Origin of the sequence: Candidatus Brocadia sapporoensis (assembly GCF_001753675.2) — a bacterium.
GTDB lineage: Bacteria > Planctomycetota > Brocadiia > Brocadiales > Brocadiaceae > Brocadia > Brocadia sapporoensis.
Window position 1 is genome coordinate 15,021 of record NZ_MJUW02000040.1, and the last position, 20,542, is coordinate 35,562.

Below are 20,542 nucleotides of genomic sequence, written 5' to 3' on the forward strand. Positions count from 1 at the left end.
TTGGAGGGTAGTCATGATAATATGGAGGTACTGTTTTGCTGAAAGTTAGTATTAAAAAAACCTGGAAAGAATTCAGACTAAAAGCAGACTTTGAGATTCCTCACGAAAAAATAACAGCCTTGTTTGGCCCCTCGGGGTCTGGAAAGTCGAGTATATTACGACTTATTTCAGGTCTGGAAAGGGCTGACAGTGGGATGATCCATAAGGGAGAAGAGGTGTGGTATGACGAGTCAAAAACAATCAACATCCCGCCACAGCGGCGTTCCGTGGGGTTCGTATTCCAGGACTTTGCCTTATTTCCTCATTTAACCGTAGAAAGAAACGTAACGTATGGAATAAAAGAAAAAAAGAGATTGAAAGAAGCAAAAGACCTTTTGTCCCTGGCGGGATTATCCGGATATGAACGTTACTATCCTGCTCAATTGTCCGGGGGACAAAAGCAAAGGGTTGCCCTGATCCGCGCCCTGGCCAGGAGACCAGATATCCTGCTTCTGGACGAACCGCTTTCAGCCCTGGATTGGGAGACACGCAGGCAGTTACAGGAGGATTTAAAAAGGATCATAAAACAGCTTCAAATAACCACGCTCTATGTAACTCACGACGTGACTGAGGTGTATAAACTGGCAGACTATGTGATCGTGCTGGAGTCGGGTAAAGTGATTAAACGGGGTACACCGGAAGAGATATTTATGGGCAGGAGACTAAGCACTCGTATTCAGATTGTGGGTAAGGTGGTAGACGTAGAATCCGACTCTATCATGGCTGCGGTTACCGTTATGCATGAAGACCAGTATTTTAAGACACTCATCGACACGGAAGAAGTGCGTCGTTTGAACCTGGTAATAGGTGACGATGTGGTGATTGGTGCCAAATCTTCTGACGTAATCTTATGTAAGGTTTTAACAGAGACCCAAGACGTTCTGAACAATATACAACAGATAGCGTAGATTTCTGATAATACGGAATTTTTATTGCAAGGACAGCTAAGAGAGGATAATATCATCACTGCGGCATTTTACAAGCATTGAAAAAGATTACTGGAAAATGTATCCACCGGAGATTCGGATAATACTTTATGGAACGACATTTTGATCAACAATTAGGAGCGCTGAGAAAAAACCTTATTCAGATGGCGTCTTTGGTAGAAACGGCAATTGCCAATGCCATAAAATCTCTGATTGAGCGGAATAGCGAATTGGCCAGTCTGGTAGTGAAAAGCGATGAACAGGTTGATACTCTGGAGCTGGAACTTGAAAAACAGTGCGTGGACTTGCTTGCGTTACGACAGCCCATGGCTATCGATCTCCGGTTTATTACCGCCGCAATTAAGATTACCAACAACCTCGAACGTATGGGCGACCTGGCTGTCAACATCGCAGAACGGGTGATTCCGCTGAACCAGGAGCCACAACTGAAGCCACTTATTGATATCCCCCGGATGGCAACTATTACCCAAACCATGGTGAAAGACAGCATTGATGCGTTTGTGAACAAGGATACGGCGCTTGCCAGGGCTGTCGCTGAACGTGATTCCACCGTAGATTCTTTGAATGACCAGATATTCAGAGAGCTGTTGACCTATATGATGCAGGACCCGGCAAACATAACACGAGCAGTGCACCTGATTCTGATTTCCCGTCATCTGGAAAGGATTGCTGATCACTCCACCAATATCGCTGAAGAAGTCATCTACATCGTAAAGGCCAAGGTTGTCAAGCATCGTAGTACCAGCCTGGAAGAGATTTCATAGCTCCTTCCAAAGACAGTTTCGGCATTTTTAGTAATATCGAATACTCCGGAATATTTCCAAAAAGAGGACACTCTATCCACAATTATTTTATGCCGCAGTTTATAAAGAAATAGGGTAACAATTTAGTTTTTTAAAAAATATTTTGCATGAATGGTATTTATTGTAGGGGCAGGTTTCGAGCCTGTCCCTACACGGCATGAGAAACATGGTTATTGTTGGGGATTTTTCGAAAACCAAATGGTTACGAAATTCCTTTTCACAAATTCGCGCTCATTCCGACAATGCATGTCATACACGCATTGTCCAAAGAACACCGCATGATGATAAATGGTCTGATTTTGAAACGTTTTACGGTAGGGAGCTTCCCTGTCAACGGATATTTGGTGGCCGACCCTGTGACACGTGTTGGGGCGTTTATCGATCCGGGCGGTTTCAGCAAAGAGATTGATGCATTTGTTAAAGAACAAAAAATCCTGCTGCAGTATCTCTTTGTTACGCACGGCCACTGGGACCATACCGAAGGATTTGCTGAGTTTACCAGCCGCTACCAGGTACAAAGCTATGCCGGAGAGGGGGAGATCCATGCCGTCAGCCATTCGTTGCGGGGTGGTGAGGTCATTGAGGCTGGACATTTACGATTTCACGCACTCCCCACACCGGGGCGCACGCCGTGTGGTATCTCATACTCTGTGCCCGGTTGCGTGTTTACCGGTGACGCCCTCTTTTGCGGTACGGCCGGCAGCGCCGGTTCGCTAAAAGAGGCCAAACGCCAGATCGACCATATCCGCAGACATATCTTTTCCCTGCCTGACGAAACGATGGTCTTTCCTGCCCATGGGCCTATGACCACCGTGGGTATTGAAAAATACGCCAACCCCTTTTTTAGATAAGAGGGGAGGATATGTGTGTTTACACAAAAATGTAATACTATAAAATTACAAAACTGGAGACTGGTTTGAATGAAACGAACTCAACATTCCAGGTTAAATTAAGGTCGTGATTTATTTGATTTATTGAGCATCGTCTAACGTTGAGTAAGTTCCACACGGACAAACGGAGTTTGTCCGTGCCACCCTGTTTGTCAATGCAGAAGATTCGCCAACGGTGAATTCTTTGAGCATGGGGATAATCCCTATATTACCTCCTCCATGCATGCTATTTTTATTGGCACAAAAGTTTTTCAAAAAACGAAAGCGATACGAAATACATGACATCGTTGTGCGGCGAGCAATTTGTTGAATCAGTTTGAACCGGTTTTCGATTGAGTTTTTGTATCATTTTGTGCTATATTCTTCACCGTACTTAAACGAAATCGTAATATAAAAAAGAAGAAAAGGAGGTCTGTGTGTCGAGAAAAAAGATAACTGTCATCGGTGCCGGGAACGTGGGAGCTACAACAGCACAGCGCCTTGCTGAAAAAGAAATGGGTGACGTGGTTCTGGTGGATGTTATCCAGGACATGCCACAAGGAAAAGCGTTGGACATCCTGGAATCTGCCCCGATCTATGGATATGATTCAAGGGTTTATGGCACAAACGGCTACGAGGAGACGAGAGATTCCGACATCGTAGTCATTACCTCTGGCGTAGCGAGAAAGCCAGGGATGAGTAGAGATGACTTGCTGAAAACAAATGCTGGCATTGTAAAAGGGGTAGTAGAAAACATAAAAAAAACATCACCGAATGCCATCCTGATCATTGTGTCTAACCCACTGGATGCCATGACCTATGTGGCCTATAAAACGAGTCTTTTCCCAAAACATCGTGTCATTGGCATGGCGGGTGTGCTGGATGCTGCGCGTTTTCGTACTTTCATTGCAATGGAGCTCAAGGTATCGGTGGAAAACATTCACGCTTTTGTGTTGGGGGGGCATGGGGATACCATGGTCCCATTGACACGATACACCACGGTTGCAGGAGTTTCCGTAGAGGAATTGATACCAAAGGCCCGTCTGGAGTCAATTGTGAAACGTACCAGGGATGGCGGTGCAGAGATTGTAAACCTGCTCAAAACGGGTAGCGCCTTTTATGCCCCATCAGCAGCGGTTGCAGAGATGGTAGAGTCTATCATAAAAGACAAAAAAAAGATTCTGCCTTGTGCTGCATTGTGTGAAGGAGAATATAATATCAAAGGACTTTTCGTGGGTGTGCCGGTAAAGCTTGGTGAAAATGGCATTGAACAGATCTTTGAGATCAAACTCAACGCAGAAGAATCTGCTGCCTTAAAGAAGTCGGCTGAAGCCGTAAAAACGCTGTGTGAACAGGTGGGGAAATTATTATAGAATTGTTTCAAGGTGAACCACAATCGAATTGCTTTCTTCACAAGGCTTCGTATACCTGTATCTTCCCGTCTTAGATTATCGTAAAAGCGTTTTTCCTCCATTGCAAGGAGGGAACAAAAAGATAGTACGAGGAGAGGTTTCAATATATTTTATTCGTAAGAAAGGGAAGTATTCATTTGTTTGAATAATTCGAATATGAATCTCGTTAAGGCTGAAAAACGATTACTCGAAATTCTTTTGCAAAAATCCTTCAAATATAATGAGGAACCTATCTTTAAACTGGTGTCAGGGAGGATGAGTAACTATTACATAAATTGTAAAACAACAACCTTAGACCCGGAGGCAATGTTGTTAATTGGGCACCTCTTTTATAACAAGGTCAAAGCACTTCATATTAACGCCATTGGCGGCCTGACCCTGGGCGCCGACCCTATTGCATTTGCCACCGCCATGGTTAGTGGCATGCAGGACGATGCGATTAATGCCTTTGTTGTACGAAAAAAGGCGAAAGAACATGGATTAATGAAATGGCTTGAGGGTAATATAAGGGAAGGGGATCGGGTGGTAATTGTCGACGATGTAGTAACCACCGGACAATCAACGATAGATGCCATTGACCATGCCAGGGAATCAAAACTGAATGTTCTGAAGGCTATCGCCCTGGTGGATCGACAGGAAGGCGGACGGGAAAATATTGAAAGAAAGAAAGTTCTTTTTGAGTCAGTCTTTACCAGAGATGATTTAATGAGTATTTACAAAAGAACGTAACGTTCGCCAAAAGGTTGAAGTGTTATTCAAAAATGAATACTGAAAAACGGGGTTTATGGTCATGGTTGTTGCAGAGAATTACCGCCTTATTGTTGGTAATAGGGATGGCTGTTCATTTCTTTGTTTTTCATTTCAGCCCCGGCAGATACGCATCCCGTTACTACGAAGAAATTATCCATCGGTTTTGTACTCCCGGGTGGATTACCTTTCATATCTGTCTCCTTGCGCTCGTTGTTTTTCATGGTCTGAATGGGTTATGGGGTATTTTTGCTGACTATTGTTGGAGTGAAAGAACCGTGCGATTCGTGAAACGAGCTCTCTGGTTTACGGGGCTTGTTCTCTTTGGTATCGGGGTTTACATCCTTATTTGGTTTGCAACAACACGTGATGGTTTTTAGGTCTCAGCAATGAACATCCAAAAGATTAAAGAAGGTTATAAGGATTTCGTAAAGAACAGAAATACAGGTATGTATGCCTTCTGGATACATCGCATTACCGGCATCATGATTGCCGTATTCTTGTTCTTACATATCTGGACACTGAGTGCTGTCTTTCGAGGGAAAGATGCCTATGATTATGCGGTTAGTAAATTTGATACGAAATTCGGGTGTCTGTTTCAATATGTTTTGCTCCTCATCGTAGCGATACACTTAGTAAATGGAGTAAGGATAACGGTTGTTGATTTTTGTGGCATTACCCGCAGTCAAAAGAAATTGTTATGGATATCGCTTTTCGTTTTGGTCATCATTGCTGCTGTTGGAATTATTACGGTGCTTTTGTGATTATTCAATACTCGGCATATTATTGAGTTCCGTCTTGCTGGGAAAAAATTCACGAGGAGTGAATGCTTTTTTGTTGCGATTCTATTCCTATCTCTGTCTTTCAAGATTCTCCTCTGGAATTTACGCAGAATTTGTCTGGAATGCCTGTTCAGGACAGGTTCAAGTATTGTCATAGGCTACAGGCGATATATGTAAACAGGGCTGTGCCCATAGAAAGTACATCTTCATCCAGGAGGAACCGGGGGCTGTGTAGCGGTTGGTTCGTGCCCTTTTCGATATTTCCTGCCCCTAAAAAAACATAGGCCCCTTTTATCTTTTCCAGATAATAGGAAAAATCCTCACCTCCCATTTTGGGATCTATGTGTTCCACGGATTTATTTCCAAAGAGTCCTATAATCTTATCCTGTATGAAATCCACCTGTTGCTGTGGATTATTCAGCGGAGGATGACCCTTGAGATACTCAAATTGGTAGGAGGCATTATTGAGTGAAGTAATCCCCCGAATAGCCTCTTCTATCAGGATCGGCATTTTATACCTTAATTCCTTGGCAAGGGTTCTTACGGTGCCTATAATCCTGACCTTGTCTGGTATAACGTTAAAGGTTGTTCCACCAGAGATTTGGCATAAAGAAACTACACAAGGAGACAGAGGATTCACCTTGCGCGATACAATTGTTTGAATGGCCAATATTACTTCGGCAGCGGTAACAATAGGGTCTACACACAAGTGTGGTGTAGAGGCGTGCCCGCCCTTTCCTATGATGGAAATGACAATGCGGTCTGTAGCAGCCATCGTGGCCCCTGCCCGTACTCCAAAGGTGCCCGAGGGAATATTCGGGTCGATATGCAACCCATAGATTTCGTTCACATCTTTAATGACCCCTTGTTCAACCATGAGCTTTGCTCCCCCGGGGTGTTGTTCTTCGCAAGGCTGAAAGATAAATTTCACCTGTCGTTTCAGTTTGTGTCTCAACTGTGTCATGAGTTTTGCAGCACCAAGAAGTATCGCCATGTTTGCGTCATGTCCGCAGGCATGGGACATCCCTTCATTCTGGGATTTAAAGTCAAGGTTGTTTTCCTCGGTTATCGGCAAGGCATCCATATCAGCCCGGAAGGCAACGGTGCTTGATGCTCCATCGACCTGAAGGGTGCCAAGGACACCTGTTTTTGCGATGTCTGTTTGTACCTGTAATCCCAGTCGTTTCAATTCTTCAGCGATAATACCGGAAGTACGAATCTCACCAAAACCGGTTTCCGGATATTTGTGAAAATCTCTCCGCATTCCAACAACATAATCATGAAGTTCTCTGGCATGGGTCAGGATTTCTTGGGTAAGTGTTTTGTCTGCCATAGTCTCTCTTCCAGAAAATTTATTTTAGTTTCTCAGAACGGACACTTGCGTTTTTCATATCATTTCTATAAAGATAATAAAGATGCTTCACTACGCGCCACTACCCCTAAGCCATCACCCACAGGTAATGATAATTTTCCCCTATCGACCATTACACCGGTGTATGGATCGTTGGTTACAAGGAGATGTCCGTCAAGATCAATATGGTCAACCAATGGCGTTACATGGGAAGCCGCAGTGATTGATACGGAACTTTCGATATTGCAACCCATCATTATTTTGAGATCATGGGCACGAGCGGTATGAATCATCCGAATCGCTTCACGAATGCCACCGCATTTCATGAGCTTGATATTAATTCCGTCTACCACGTTGGAAAATGCAGGTATATCATGTGTATCTTTTACATCTTCGTCAACAAAGATGGGGATTTTTGCCGCGCCTCTGATCTTTTGAAGTAATTCAATGCTGCCAACGGGAAATGGTTGTTCCACAAGCTCAACACCAAGGTTTTCCATCAATTTCAGCTTTTTTATTGCTTCATGAAGCGTCCAGCCGGTGTTAACATCCACGCGAAAGACTGCCCTGGTGATTTTGCGCAGCTCTCTCAGGGTCTCGATGTCTTCTTTAAAACCCGCCTTGATCTTAAGAATGGGGAAATCTTTTACCTCATCAACCTTTTTGCACATCTTTTCCAAGGTGTCGATTCCGATAGTGAATGACGTTACATTTGCGTTGGGTTTTTTTAATCCCAGAAGCTGGTAAAGGGGAATTTTAAGTTTTTTACCAATCATATCGTAAAGGGCAATGTCTATTGCAGCACGGGCAGCGGTGTCTCTGGGAAATCTGCTTTTGAGAAGATGGGTAGTGTCTTCCAGATGAAAGGGATCCGCCTGTTGTAAAAGGTCGATCGATTGGTCAAGTACCCTGGTAACGCTCTTTGCATCTTCTCCCAAAAAACGGGTTGGCGCGGCCTCTCCAAAACCAACAACACCATCAGTGTCTCTTAACAGGACTATGATATTATTTTGAATATCGCGGCTTTCTCTAGCAATCTGAAAGGTGTGTTTCAACTTCAAATCGAGAGGATAAAAAGAGAGATTCATGGTAAGAGGGAAAGAACACTGTCCATAAATTTACCCACGCCAAACTTGATGGGGTCTGTGGCAGGAAGTTTTGTTTCCCGCTCTATTTTTTGTATCTCCTGCAATGCATCACGGTCCGCCATGCCAAAACAATTCAGCGAAATGCCAAGCACCCTGCATGGAAAAACGGGTTGTGCCAGTTTCTCATAGAGATCGATCAGATACGAAAGCGGTAAAATGGAAAAATCATTAAAATGACGAAGTGTCTTTCGCGCTGGTTGATGGCACAAGATAAGTCCCTGAGGGGCAGAGCCATGCAACAGGCCAAGGGTAACACCAGAATATGCCGGGTGGACGATCGTGCCTTGTCCTTCGATGCTTAAGAGGGGGTACTGGGCGCGGTCAAGCACCAGTTTTTCTGCTGCTCCGGAAATGAAGTCCGAAATAACGTGGTCTACGGCAATTCCACTGCCATCGATCATAATACCTGTTTGCCCTGTTGCAACGAAGCGAGCGTTAATGCCCCGGTTTCTGGCGGCATTGGTAATTTCAAGTGAAGTCACCATCTTCCCGATATTACAATCAGAGCCTACGGTAAGGATACGTAGCGTCTTGGTATTTTTTGCTTTTCCCGAACCCAACGGAATGTCTTCGGAAGGCTTACGGATATCCCAGATTTTTACATGATGCTCGGTTGCCAACTGATGAAATTCCCGGTCTTCGTTTAAATGGCAATGAAGTCCGCTAATAATATGAAGTCCGTTTCTTAGTGCATCGGCAATATGTTTACGCCATTCGGCCGGAAGCATGCCACCAGGCGGCGCAATGCCGATGAGGAGAGCATTGGGTTTGAGATGAAGGATGTCTTCGATGGTATGGACAATAGGAATTCCTTTTCCAATACCGATAATTGATTCAGGATCTTTACCGGCATTAACACTGTCTATCAGCGCAATCACCTCTTCTTTACAGTAACGAATGACGCTGACAGCGGTTTTTGCAGTAAAGAGATCAAGCCTTCCTTCCGTTAAAATAACAAGTCTGCGATTTTGTATAGATTTCATAAAAAGTTATTTTCGACGCTTCCTTTTTATGTTTTTTGCGTATCGTTTCCTTTGGCTGGGTGTGGTAGATTGCAATTTACTCAAATGCGTTTTATATTCCTTAGCGTCTAGTAATTCATTCAGGAGATGTGTTTCGGTGGTTACAAACTTTACTAACCAACCATGATGATAGGGATCGTTGCTTAAGATATTCAGATTTTCATAAAGACGTTCGTTTACCGCTACAATCTCACCTGCTATAGGAGAGGTAATATCAATCAGCTTCTCCATTGCCTCTAGCTCTCCAAAAGAAATTCCAGAGAGTATATCGTCTCCTACCTTTGGGAGATCGAGAAACAAGAGCTCATCAAGTTCATCAACGATAAATTTTGAAAGGCCAATTGTGACTGCTTTCTTATCCCAAAAGAACCATTCGTGAGTTGATGTATATTTTAAATGCTCTGGAATCATAACATAATACCTCGCAAGAAATTATAACATATTAATTTTAAAAATCGTAGCATAGGACATCATTGTTGTCAAGAATAATTGCCAGCAATGCATGCTGATTATTAAGCCATTTTTGACTTTGATTTGCATTCAACGTTGTCCGGTTAGAAATTTGCGGGTACGTTTTTGTCATACCCGAACGCTTTTATCGGGTATCCAGTGAACCCTGAACTTCCTGGATTTCCGCTAAAAACATGCGGGAATTACATCTCGAGAGCAATAAAACAAGACACGCAAATTTCTAACCGGACAACACTGATTTGCATTAAAAAATATAAACTTCTCATTTATAAGAGTATTTTTTATACTGTCTTTCCGAATTTTATAACGCAGCAACACGGTATCTCAAGCGTTAGGTACTTTCCATGAAAATAATACATACTTCAAATAAAGGGATATATGGTCTCGTTGTTCAAGTCCTGCAAAGACATTCTCTGCAGATCGGTCGCTTAGGTAAATTTGACTTTCCGGCAGGTTTTTATGCCTATGTCGGGAGTGCACAAAATAACCTGCAACACCGAATAAAACGACACTTGCAGCAAGAAAAAAAGGTCCGCTGGCACATCGATTATCTCTTGCAATACGGACGGGTAATTTCTGTTCATACCTATGCCGGAGAAAAAAAGAAAGAGTGCATCTTGAGTCATAAAATCGAGCGTATGAAAGAAGCATCAGTGCCAGTGAAAGGGTTTGGCTCATCGGACTGTTCGTGCAATGCACATCTCTATTATTTTCAGCATATGCCTGCGATGTCCAGGCTCAAGATTTAAACGAAAAATATCTCTTAGAATCCCTTGTATATCATTGTCATCCTTGACCAAATCAGAAGATTGACTGATGTACCGCCGAAATGGGTTTGATGTTAAACTTGCATTGACGACCAAAGCTCTTTTTCCTCTTCTCTCGATTCTTTGCCCTTTCCCCGCCTTTCTAATAGCAAAGCTCTCATTTTTCGTCACAAGCTTTCCTCTCCTTACTTCAAATATTCAACATTTTTGTCCAATCCCCCATCGTCTTCCTTTCCTTGTATTATCAGCCTTCCGTTGGTTTTTGCTCAAACACTAATTAATATGAACCCATTCTCATTATCAATACGATATTATACGGTCAGAAATGGCAGAAACGGGTCTTCTTTCATCGAGACATATGAGAATTCCTCGTAACATTTGAGAACGATTGGTTCATTGAGTTTGAAGCAACTGCCGCATCCGTTTGTGTGTTGTGAATGAACAACGGACAACTACCAGAAGCTCCAGGATGCAATATTTCTGGTAATCCGAAGAGATGGCCGGTGTTTTTTTTGTTCGACCGGAAGGAAATCGCCTTGAGGTGCGGTCAATTTAAAAATGAAGAACAATGCGTGAAATATGTATAAATGCATGTCATTTCAGGCTTACGGTCACCGCCCCAGAATGAGAAAAACATTTTGTTGACAAAGTGAGATAAATAAGCTATTAAAAACTCATTGTTGTGTGGGTAAAGATATCAAATGTATTGCCTCAGCCAGCGGCATGGTCACGGCGCCGGACCCATTACTCTAGCCAAGAGGCATGGATTGCCTGCAGTAGCGGTGATGCGGACAATAAAGACAGAATTGCCGTACCACCCCCTGATAACCGCGGTGCACCCTTTGGAGGGTCTGGCTTACCCTTGAGGAAAACGAAATGTGCTTTTTGATAACAACAGGGCGATCACTTCGGCAGCGAATACTTCGTCCACTCGACAAAAGAAATCAAGGTACTCTTTGAGCATCCTTAAGAAGGAAAGGGCGAGTTTTATTTATGGCCGTTTTAGGAAAATCAAAAGAAGCATTCCGATTTTTTACAGAAACACACCTCCTTGAACTCACCGGACTAAAGGCTGCCAATTTGCAAGAACTGTTGTACCATATTAAAACCGTGCCGCCATCGGTTATCTATTGCCATACTCACAACTTTCTTCAGCAGCACCATTACCTTTCACCGGAACCACCCAATGACTTTGCTTACTGGATTACCGGTATCCTTGGCGAAGAAGAACTTGGCGAATATCTATTCAGCATAGACACCATTCAATATACCACGATCTATGAACTTCGTGTAGAAATCATCCGTACTATTGAAAACTATATGGCAAAACACCCAAGATCGCTTCAAAAATTTGCAACACCGGGGGACGAGTTTCATTTTTTTAAATCGGTAAGTTTCATTTTTCAGACTCCCTATACGGCCTTTGACCTCAAAGAGTTTCACGCTGCGTTACAAAGAGTAACGCTTGATTCCATATATTTTCACATGTTTGAAGCCCGTCTTCGCATAAAGCAAGGCATTAATGACTTTTCCAAATGGCTTAATGACAGCTTACAGGAAGAGAGACTGGCAAATAAAATCTCCTCTCTTGATCCATACACTCACACCCTGGGAGGACTGCGAACTATTCTCATAAAATTAGTTGAAAAGAGGCTCTCGGAGCCTCTGGAAAAGCCATCTGACACAGCGTTAGCTTTGCCAAAATCATAAAGGTTGCGGAATAATGCCAAAAATCACGGAATATGAACCTATTGTCGGAACCCATACCATTGAAGAGTTGCGGCTATTAGCAAACAGACTCTACGGAAAGGTTATTCAGAACATCAACTCCACTGCTGTAGGCGGGGGTGTTGCAGAAATTTTAAATCGCTTGGTGCCGTTGCTACGGGAATTAGGAGTAGATGTAAAATGGGATGTTATCAAGGGTGGAGATGACTTTTTTCAGGTCACAAAAAAATTCCACAACGCTCTTCACGGAAAGCCCGAAGAAATTACTCCTCAAATGCTGGAGGTTTTTTTAGAAACAAGCCAGCGGAATATTGATGAACTCAAAGTTTATGGTGACATCCTGTTTATTCACGACCCTCAACCGATCGCCCTTATCAGGAAGAAACCATCCATGCCAAATGGCAAATGGATCTGGCGATGCCATATCGACGTGTCAACGCCAATCAAACAGGTATGGGACTTTTTGACACCATTTATCCATCAATACGATGGTGCCGTCTTTTCTGCTCCGGTTTTTTCACAACCTTTGCCGATACGGCAATTCCTGGAATCGCCTTCTATCGATCCCTTGAGTGACAAAAACAAAGATTTACCGCAGGAGATCATAGACCAGGTACTGGACAAGTATCGTATCCCGGTAGATAAACCCATTATTACACAAGTTTCACGATTTGATTATTTAAAAGACCCTGTTGGTGTTATTGAGGCATATCGCATGGTAAAGAAGCGTATTGACTGTCGCCTCATCATTGCCGGTGGAACAGCCACAGACGATCCTGAATCAAACAAGGTCTTTGAAGATACAAAGGAAGCGGCCGGCGATGATAAAGACATCCACATCCTCCCCATCCCATCGGGTAGTGACACAGAGATTAATGCACTTCAAAGGGCATCCACGGTCATTGTTCAGAAATCCCTTCGCGAAGGATTTGGGCTTACGGTAACTGAGGCATTATGGAAGGCCAAGCCGGTTGTTGCCTCAAGCACAGGCGGGATACCGTTGCAGGTCAAACACAAATACACCGGTCTCTTATGTCATAGTATCCCGGGAACGGCCTTCGCTATTAAACAGCTATTGAACAGCACGGAATACGCTAAAAAATTGGGAGAAAACGGCAGAGAACACGTCAGGCAAAACTTTCTTCTCACACGTCAGGTGAGAGACTTTATGCTTCTTTCTCTGTGCATGTACCACCCGGAAGACATTATTTATTTATAACGAAGTATTGTAACCGTTTAGCTTTTTGAAAGGAATTTCTCATGCATTTCATGTATACGGTAAGAGACGAAATATTTGCTGCAATGGTTACTATATTTTATTGCTTGGAAGAATGATAAAAAGGGATGAATATTACGTATGACACAGTTAACTCATTTTGATGAACAGGGTGCTTCACGTATGGTGGATGTTGGTAATAAAGAAATTACGGATAGGGTCGCTGTTGCTCATGCAAAAGTTATCATGAAGCCTGAGACATTCCAACTTGTAATGGATAAAAAAATACACAAGGGAGATGTGTTGGAAGTAGCAAGAGTAGCCGGGATTATGGCGGCAAAACAGACCTTTGCTTTGATCCCGATGTGTCATCCCCTCAATCTGACGAGTGTAAAGATTGATTACACAAATAACTCCGTGAATGAAATTGAAATATTTTCAGAGGTCAGGGTGACGGGAAAGACAGGGGTAGAGATGGAGGCGATCACTGCGGCTGCTGTCTGTGCAATTACGATATACGATATGTGTAAAGCGATAGACAAGGGAATGATAATCAGTGATATTCATTTGATGAAAAAATCGGGTGGAAAGAGTGGTGCGTTTGTCTTCGACAAAGATTCCTAACGGTGTTTTTATTATGGGGAGAACAATCCGGCTTAAACGCCTTTCGATATCCTTTCTGCCAATTCTCTCGGCAGTTTTGCCTCTAGTATCTTCTTTGATGCCGCTTCTGTGTTATAAGGTACCCGTTTAAAACTAAGATGTTTTGCCGTAGAATCATACACTACGTAACATGCATGCGAATTACCATCTCTTGGCTGGCCTACCGACCCTACGTTGATATAATACTTCCAGTCCTTGTTTGTATTAATAACGAAAGATTCCACCCTATCCGTTGATTCCTTTTCTATGCGCATAAGCCTCATATCGTAATTATCTGCCGGAACAAGAACGGAGGCATTTACTGTCCTGATTTCTCTGGTGTAAATATAAGCAGAAGGACGGTGGGTATGACCTCCAAAGGTAACTTTTGACCATAGGGATGTGTAATTTAATGCGCCAGCATTTCTGACATATTCGTAACTTCGTGGACAAGAAGGTGTGCTGTGTACAATTTCAAATTGTTCTTTATCAAATTTCATCCTCAGAGAAAGGCTTTTTAAAAAATTAAGATTCTCTTTTGTCAGCACCCTCTTTGTCCAGTCTACGGCGGCTGATGCTATGGGGTTCATTTCACCCGTAAGGGAAGATTCTCCTGCGGTTTCCCTGTCGTGATTCCCACCGATGGCGAGGCCTTTCTTTTCCAATGCAATAAGGGCATTGAGCTGATCATGCTGTTGATGGGGGTTAAGACATGACTGTATGACACTTTCACGGATTTTCTTTAAATCCACTGCCTTTCTGCCATAGATTAAGAAACGTACGATGTTGCAGCACTCATTTGGCGATGCACCATAGCCAACGATATCACCAGCGATCAGGAGTCTGGAAATAGGGTATTCCTTTTCAACGATTTCTTTAATCACCGCCAGCAAGGCGTCTGCATTGCTATGGATATCTGATAAAATGATATTTTTCATAGGTTATCCGCAAAGCATAACAATATGCCTGATATGTACCCATCGGTGTTTGTTTACTCTTTTTGCAGAAGGAATTCTTTGAGAAGGATTTACTTCCATGAGATTGCTCAGGATATCTTCGGGTTTCTGTGGGATATGGCTATTTATTTTGCGGGTAAAACCTTTTTTGTCTGCCATAATTTCATTATTACTATTTGATAGAATACAAGATACAGAGAATATAAATCTGCTTTGCCGTCTAGCCTGATGATAGAGGTAATCGCATCATAATGCACTTTTCTTGGCAGGTACTTCAGGTAGTTTAGCATCTGTTTGTTCCGGGAATGCCTCTCCTTTTAAATGACCAATCAAAGCCTATGACTTGCACGAGACCGATTTTTTGATTAAGGATCAGATGGCTTGGTTTTAAATCGCAACAAATGTAATGTTTGTCATGGATATGCTGCAGGGGACCATAGGCGCTTGCAAATAATTTGATAATCTCATCAATCGTTTTTGCATTTTTAATATCCTTTTCATTGAAGTAGTTTATCAGATCACATCAGTAAGATATTGTGAGACGATGTAATTATGTTTGATAAAAAACTTGCCATTTCTGAATAATTCTCCTAGTCCAAGATTACTCGCGGTTGGTATTTGCGGTGGTTAAACTCCTTCATGATGTAATATTTTTCAGAAAAATCAAAGTCAGATGAGCATCTTGTTCCCGTATCCGACATATTTGTTAGAACAGCGTAATTGGACTTATGTATACTTGCCAGGCATTTGAATTCGTTAAACTGATAATGGTTAATTTTATATAAGAAATGCTGACTGTCTATAGCGTCATTAGTTGCAATATTCGTTTGTATCTCATGGCTGTTTGACCTGTTTAAATTATTTGTAATAATTTAGTTTTTTGAAAATGTTTTGCATGAATGGTATTTATTGTAGGGGCAGGTTTCAAACCGGCTCTTACACGACATGGAAAACATGGTTATTGTTGGGAGTTCTTCAAAAACTAAATAGTTACATTTATTTAAGATGTTTAATGATAATGCTAACAACACCGGCGAGGATTATGTAAGTTAGCACACCAATAATGAGAGATTTCAGAAATCCCCATCTCGGTAACAATATGATAAGACATAATACGTAAATAATCCACGGAGGGGTCATAAAGAGTAACCCCCTGGCGTAATCCACGGTGGCTGCTTGTCCTGCCTTGCTGTGAATTAAGGCAAAAGTGAGTATGGTCATGGTAGGAAAAGTTGCCACAAAGGCGGCCAAGAGTCCCCTGCCTTGGGAACCCATTAAGGTTACGGCACTTACAATGCTACCACCGAGCATGAAATAAAATACAAAGTTCTTTAACTGCATGATTTGGTACTAATTCTGTTATTATATCTCAGCAAAGAACTCTTGACGGTTTAAAAGGAATAGATGTTTTATATTCATTTTAACAATGCGTCATATTTTCTTTGGATAAATTAGTATGGCTTTCTTGATTTTTTCTACCGGCGTATACTCTGTTTTCTTAATAGTACAAGTATATCTGGGGGTGTCAAGTCTAATTATTTAGTACATTTCATGATCCATTACATAAGGACAGAGACTACTACAATAAAATATTTTGAACAGTCTTTTTTATTGACAAATCCAGTTCCGATCAATATAATAGCGGCCGATAATGATGCAAATATAATGATTTAGCAAACTTATGAATTAAAGTCTAATTATTCACAAAAGTTATAATTTCGTTAATGAAAATAAGTTCACTGGATTTAAAGCGACAATATGAAACTATCCGGGAAGAAATAAATGAAGCGGTTCTAGAAGTAATAGGCAGTCAATCTTTTGTTCTAGGGCCTTATGTTGAATCGTTCGAAGCCAAGATTGCGCAATTTTGTTGTATCAAACATGCCATTGGGGTGTCTTCAGGTAGCGACGCTTTATTGTTAGCGTTAATGGCCTGCGATATAAAAAATGGTGATGAGGTCATTACTACTCCCTTTACTTTCTTTGCCACGGCGAGTTCAATTGCGCGGGTGGGGGCGATTCCTGTCTTTGTGGATATAGACCCCGCTACGTACAATATCGATGTTACTAAGATTTCTGCTGCGATAAATAAAAAGACAAAGGCAATCCTGCCGGTTCATCTTTATGGTCAGTGTGCGAGCATGGATACTATTCTTGATATTGCTCGTGTCCATGGGTTGTTTGTTATTGAGGATGCCGCACAGGCAATAGGGGCGGCTCACAAAGGGAACAAAGCGGGTTCTTTTGGAAATATTGGATGTTTTTCATTTTACCCCACAAAAAATCTTGGTGGTTATGGTGACGGGGGGCTCATAACAACGAATGATGACGAACTGGCAGAGTTTATAAAAATCTTAAGGGTGCATGGGTCGAAATCAAAGTATTATCATTCGCACATTGGCATTAATGGGAGGTTAGATGCGATACAGGCTGCCGTCCTGTCAGTAAAACTCGAATATCTGGACAGTTGGTCTGAGAAACGCAGAAAGATTGCGTCATATTATCATGAACATTTAAAGGACTTACCCATTCGACTTCCTCAAATATCTCTTCATAACACTCATATTTTTCATCAATATGTAATAGCAACGCCAGAAAGAGATGTCTTGGCAAAATACCTCAACAATCAGGGGGTTGAAACTGCTATTTATTATCCTGTTCCACTTCATTTGCAAAAATGTTTTGAATACTTGGGGTATAAAAGAGGCGATTTCCCTGAGGCAGAAAGAGCTTCAAATGAAACATTGGCTTTGCCAATCTTTCCAGAGATTACCGCGAAAGAACAAGAACAGGTAATTAGCCATATAAAAAAATTCATTTCACAACGATAACTTTTAACGTTTTCTCATGCGAATACTGTTTTTTCTTCCAGTGCTTACCGTTTTATTTTTCATATCTGGATATAGTAGCGCGGAAAGTTTGCTTTCTAAGGTCAAAGATGTTGAACAGCGACCCTTTTCCTTGTCGGGGAATCGCATTGTTGCATGGAAAAAAGAAGGGGTTCGTGTATTTGTTGTTAATAAAGATGCTAGAATATTACAGGGTCCTTTTCAGATTACTGCGGATACCGTGGTTTGTTGGTTTCATGAGGAAGAGGCCGCTCATCATAAAGAAGCCACGGTAGAAGTGTATTGTGAAGGAAAGGTAACTATTCTGGAAGAAGAAAACTACGAGAATTACGAACAAGTTTATCTAAGATTTGAGACCTTGACAGGCATAGTCGTTGATCCTAGTGCCCAGCCAATCGAGACGTATGAGGTTGCGCAGGAAACGGAGGTCGTTCGCCGGGGTGAAGAAATCCGTTCGATGAAAAAAGAAGAATATTTGTCTTTGGAGATTCCCAAAACAGTCCCCCCTTCAGGAGTTTCTCAAAAAGAAGAGATGGTTGATATTATCGCTGATAGTATTGACTCGTGGGAGGAAGGAGACAAGCGAATCATTGTAGCCCTTGGAAATGTTGATATCAAAAAAGAAGACATGACAATAGCTGCGGACAATGTCATTTTATGGTTTGATAAAACAGGATCGGATGCCTCGAAACATGAAAATTTGCCGTTGAGTGAAATTTACGCAGAGGGAAATGTGACAATGCGCCACAAAGACGATGTTCAGGTTGCCGATAAGATATTTGAAAATGTTAAGGAAGACAAGGGGATTCTGATCAATAGCAAGATAAAGACAACTATTCAGAAAAAAACGGATAAAAAGGATACTGATGCTGAAAGAAAAAGACTTTCAAGAAAAAGCACAACATTTGCATTAGAAGGGTTGCCAGCCTATGTTGCAGGAGAAGAAATCAGACGGGTAGGCAAAGATCGTTATGAAATTAAAAATGGTGCGATAAGCACCTGTGGTTTCGGACATCCACACTACCATTTTAAAGGGAAAAAGATCCGGTTGGTTCGGAGAGGAGAACATAATTATGTTTCATCTACAAGTAATGCCTTTTATATGGGTGACTATCCGATTGCTTATGTGCCATATCTAGCCATAGACGCGAGGAAAACAAAGGAGCATCTTTTAAAAGACTGGGAATTCGGGAGCTCCTCACGTTTCGGTAGGTTTATCAGGACGGATTGGGATTTGTTTGCACTAACTGGCGGAAGGCAAAAAGATTGGAGTGATCTTACTTTAAATCTTGATTATTTGGAGAAGAGAGGGGTTGGTACCGGACTTGATTTTGAATACAACAGACAGGATATGCTTGGTTATATCGATTCCTATTATATAAAGGATCATAAGAAAACCGACATTAATAATGTTCCGATCGAACACGAAGACCGTGGTACCATTCTTTGGAGGCACCGTCAGCAATTACCTTACGATTGGCGTTTAGAAACGGAGTACTCCTACTTGAGCGATTCACATTTTCTCCGGGAGTATTTTCAGCGCGAATTTAAGCAAGGAAAAGACCGCGAAACGACGTTGTATTTAAGAAGGATTCACGACACCACGGCGGAAACCTTTATAATTAATGAACAGTTTAACGGATTTGACACAACCGTTGATTCGTTACGGGAAAAGCGGTATGCAGAACGTCTGCCTGAGATTTCGTACCGAATTATTGGAGAGCCTATTGGAGATAACCTGTTAATACTTACTTCGGAATCCGCAGCGACTTATTTTAATGGCTCTCTCGAACAGGGTGAACCGAAAATTCAATCTGAATCCCTTGCAAGAGTAGACAGTGTAAATCGGGTAAGCATGCCGTTTAAACCAGGGATTTTTAATATAAATCCCTTTGTAGAGGGAAGAGTTACCGGCTATACAGAAAGCATTGATACATCAGATGCTGTTGATGAGATGAACGGCCCTGCCAGCGGGCGTTTTATTGGTTCACTTGGTTTTGATTGGAGCTCGACACATTGGAGAAACTATAGTGTCTACAATGACCTTTTGAGGATTAACCGCCTAAGGCATATCTTCGTCCCGGAACTCCGTTATGTCTATAGCCCTATAGTTACAAAAGACCCGAATGAACTCTACCAAAATGATGCAATTGATGCATTGGACTCATCACAGGTTGTCGTTATAGGGGTAAAAAACAAATTGCAGACGAAACGCGGTGAGCCGGGACTTGAAAAAACGGTGGATTTTATTAATTTTAATGTGGATTATTATATGTTTCCGACAGGAGCAGGCATTTATAATGACGGAATAAATGGCATTATCGTAAGAAAAGATAACTTTGTGAATATAGATTTCCGGTCTCAACTAACAGATATTATTGCGTTTGTTTCCGAAAGGAATGAGTTTAATACAGAAGAGTTCAAATTTGATGTATTTTCCTCCGGTTTAGAGCTTAACAATCCACCCGATTGGCAATGTTTTGTTGGTCATCGCTATATCAGGGATATCAGTTCTACCGTTATGGCGGCGGCGGAATACACAATTAGTGAAAAGTGGAGGGTAATGGGTGCGGAAAAGTACGATTTCAAGTCTTTCCTAAAAGACAAAAATGGGACCGCGGAATATAAACCACAGAACCTCAAGACAAACATTGTATTATTCCGCTATTTTCATGATTGGGTAGGAAGTCTTACCCTGCAACTGGATCCGGTAAGAAATGATAACTCCTATCGGATTGATATTACACCAAGAGGGTTGGAGAGAAGACAGAGACGTTTTTGGTTTTAGAGGTA

20 protein-coding genes are annotated in these 20,542 nt (G+C 42.0%); 13 read left to right on the forward strand and 7 right to left on the reverse strand.

The window, feature by feature from the left end; all coding sequences use genetic code 11:
• The first annotated feature begins 35 nt into the window (after window positions 1-35).
• From BIY37_RS03515 to sdhC, 7 genes are all read left to right on the forward strand, one after another.
• The gene (locus BIY37_RS03515; RefSeq protein ID WP_070066456.1) at window positions 36-947 is read left to right on the forward strand and encodes an ATP-binding cassette domain-containing protein; all 912 of its coding nucleotides are present in this window, start codon (window positions 36-38) and stop codon (window positions 945-947) included.
• Window positions 948-1,075: 128 nt separating this feature from the next.
• A complete protein-coding gene (gene phoU, locus BIY37_RS03520; RefSeq protein WP_070066457.1) occupies window positions 1,076-1,750 on the forward strand; it encodes a phosphate signaling complex protein PhoU in 675 nt (224 codons plus the stop codon).
• Between the two features lie 317 nt (window positions 1,751-2,067).
• Window positions 2,068-2,640: an MBL fold metallo-hydrolase gene (locus tag BIY37_RS03525; RefSeq protein WP_179129268.1), complete on the forward strand. Its 573-nt coding sequence runs from the start codon at window positions 2,068-2,070 to the stop codon at window positions 2,638-2,640.
• A 455-nt stretch (window positions 2,641-3,095) separates the two neighbouring features.
• A complete protein-coding gene (mdh, locus tag BIY37_RS03530) occupies window positions 3,096-4,031 on the forward strand; it encodes a malate dehydrogenase (RefSeq protein WP_070066459.1) in 936 nt (311 codons plus the stop codon).
• Between the two features lie 180 nt (window positions 4,032-4,211).
• A complete protein-coding gene (pyrE, locus tag BIY37_RS03535; RefSeq protein WP_230402424.1) occupies window positions 4,212-4,799 on the forward strand; it encodes an orotate phosphoribosyltransferase in 588 nt (195 codons plus the stop codon).
• Between the two features lie 32 nt (window positions 4,800-4,831).
• Window positions 4,832-5,197 (forward strand): succinate dehydrogenase/fumarate reductase transmembrane subunit, encoded by a 366-nt coding sequence (locus tag BIY37_RS03540; protein ID WP_070066461.1) that lies wholly within the window; start codon window positions 4,832-4,834, stop codon window positions 5,195-5,197.
• Between the two features lie 9 nt (window positions 5,198-5,206).
• Window positions 5,207-5,581: a succinate dehydrogenase, cytochrome b556 subunit gene (sdhC, locus tag BIY37_RS03545; protein ID WP_070066462.1), complete on the forward strand. Its 375-nt coding sequence runs from the start codon at window positions 5,207-5,209 to the stop codon at window positions 5,579-5,581.
• A 169-nt stretch (window positions 5,582-5,750) separates the two neighbouring features.
• Here the strand turns inward: sdhC and BIY37_RS03550 are convergent, their stop codons facing one another.
• From BIY37_RS03550 to BIY37_RS03565, 4 genes are all read right to left on the reverse strand, one after another.
• Window positions 5,751-6,932 carry a M20 metallopeptidase family protein gene (locus BIY37_RS03550; RefSeq protein WP_070066463.1) on the reverse strand — a complete coding sequence of 394 codons (1,182 nt, stop codon included), beginning with the start codon at window positions 6,930-6,932 and terminating at the stop codon, window positions 5,751-5,753.
• 65 nt (window positions 6,933-6,997) lie between these two features.
• Window positions 6,998-8,005, reverse strand: coding sequence for a dipeptide epimerase (locus tag BIY37_RS03555; protein ID WP_230402425.1), 1,008 nt, complete (start codon window positions 8,003-8,005; stop codon window positions 6,998-7,000).
• A gap of 29 nt (window positions 8,006-8,034) precedes the next feature.
• Complete coding sequence (locus tag BIY37_RS03560) at window positions 8,035-9,081, reverse strand: N-acetyltransferase DgcN family protein (protein WP_080324823.1); 1,047 nt, start codon at window positions 9,079-9,081, stop codon at window positions 8,035-8,037.
• Window positions 9,082-9,087: 6 nt separating this feature from the next.
• Window positions 9,088-9,531, reverse strand: coding sequence for a glycine cleavage system protein H (locus BIY37_RS03565; protein WP_070066465.1), 444 nt, complete (start codon window positions 9,529-9,531; stop codon window positions 9,088-9,090).
• Between the two features lie 404 nt (window positions 9,532-9,935).
• On the opposite strand from BIY37_RS03565, the gene BIY37_RS03570 reads away from it, so the two are divergent.
• The 4 genes from BIY37_RS03570 (at window position 9,936) to moaC (ending at window position 13,926) form a co-directional block, all read left to right on the forward strand.
• Entirely contained in the window at window positions 9,936-10,340 is a 405-nt protein-coding gene (locus tag BIY37_RS03570; RefSeq protein WP_080324824.1) for a GIY-YIG nuclease family protein, read from the forward strand.
• A 1,011-nt stretch (window positions 10,341-11,351) separates the two neighbouring features.
• Window positions 11,352-12,068 (forward strand): DUF5752 family protein, encoded by a 717-nt coding sequence (locus BIY37_RS03575; protein ID WP_070066466.1) that lies wholly within the window; start codon window positions 11,352-11,354, stop codon window positions 12,066-12,068.
• A gap of 13 nt (window positions 12,069-12,081) precedes the next feature.
• Entirely contained in the window at window positions 12,082-13,305 is a 1,224-nt protein-coding gene (locus BIY37_RS03580) for a glycosyltransferase (RefSeq protein WP_070066467.1), read from the forward strand.
• Window positions 13,306-13,443: 138 nt separating this feature from the next.
• A complete protein-coding gene (gene moaC / locus BIY37_RS03585; RefSeq protein ID WP_070066468.1) occupies window positions 13,444-13,926 on the forward strand; it encodes a cyclic pyranopterin monophosphate synthase MoaC in 483 nt (160 codons plus the stop codon).
• 32 nt (window positions 13,927-13,958) lie between these two features.
• Here moaC and BIY37_RS03590 read toward each other — a convergent pair whose 3' ends face one another.
• From BIY37_RS03590 to BIY37_RS03595, 3 genes are all read right to left on the reverse strand, one after another.
• Window positions 13,959-14,882, reverse strand: a complete 924-nt coding sequence (locus tag BIY37_RS03590) for a metallophosphoesterase family protein (protein ID WP_070066469.1) — start codon at window positions 14,880-14,882, stop codon at window positions 13,959-13,961.
• A gap of 3 nt (window positions 14,883-14,885) precedes the next feature.
• Complete coding sequence (locus BIY37_RS13365; protein WP_179129269.1) at window positions 14,886-15,059, reverse strand: hypothetical protein; 174 nt, start codon at window positions 15,057-15,059, stop codon at window positions 14,886-14,888.
• An 837-nt stretch (window positions 15,060-15,896) separates the two neighbouring features.
• A complete protein-coding gene (locus tag BIY37_RS03595; protein WP_070066470.1) occupies window positions 15,897-16,241 on the reverse strand; it encodes a DUF3147 domain-containing protein in 345 nt (114 codons plus the stop codon).
• A 383-nt stretch (window positions 16,242-16,624) separates the two neighbouring features.
• Here BIY37_RS03595 and BIY37_RS03600 point away from each other — a divergent pair, with 383 nt between their 5' ends.
• Both BIY37_RS03600 and BIY37_RS03605 read left to right on the forward strand, forming a co-directional pair.
• Entirely contained in the window at window positions 16,625-17,731 is a 1,107-nt protein-coding gene (locus BIY37_RS03600) for a DegT/DnrJ/EryC1/StrS family aminotransferase (RefSeq protein ID WP_070066471.1), read from the forward strand.
• An 88-nt stretch (window positions 17,732-17,819) separates the two neighbouring features.
• Window positions 17,820-20,537, forward strand: a complete 2,718-nt coding sequence (locus BIY37_RS03605) for an LPS-assembly protein LptD (protein WP_179129270.1) — start codon at window positions 17,820-17,822, stop codon at window positions 20,535-20,537.
• Window positions 20,538-20,542: the final 5 nt, after the last annotated feature.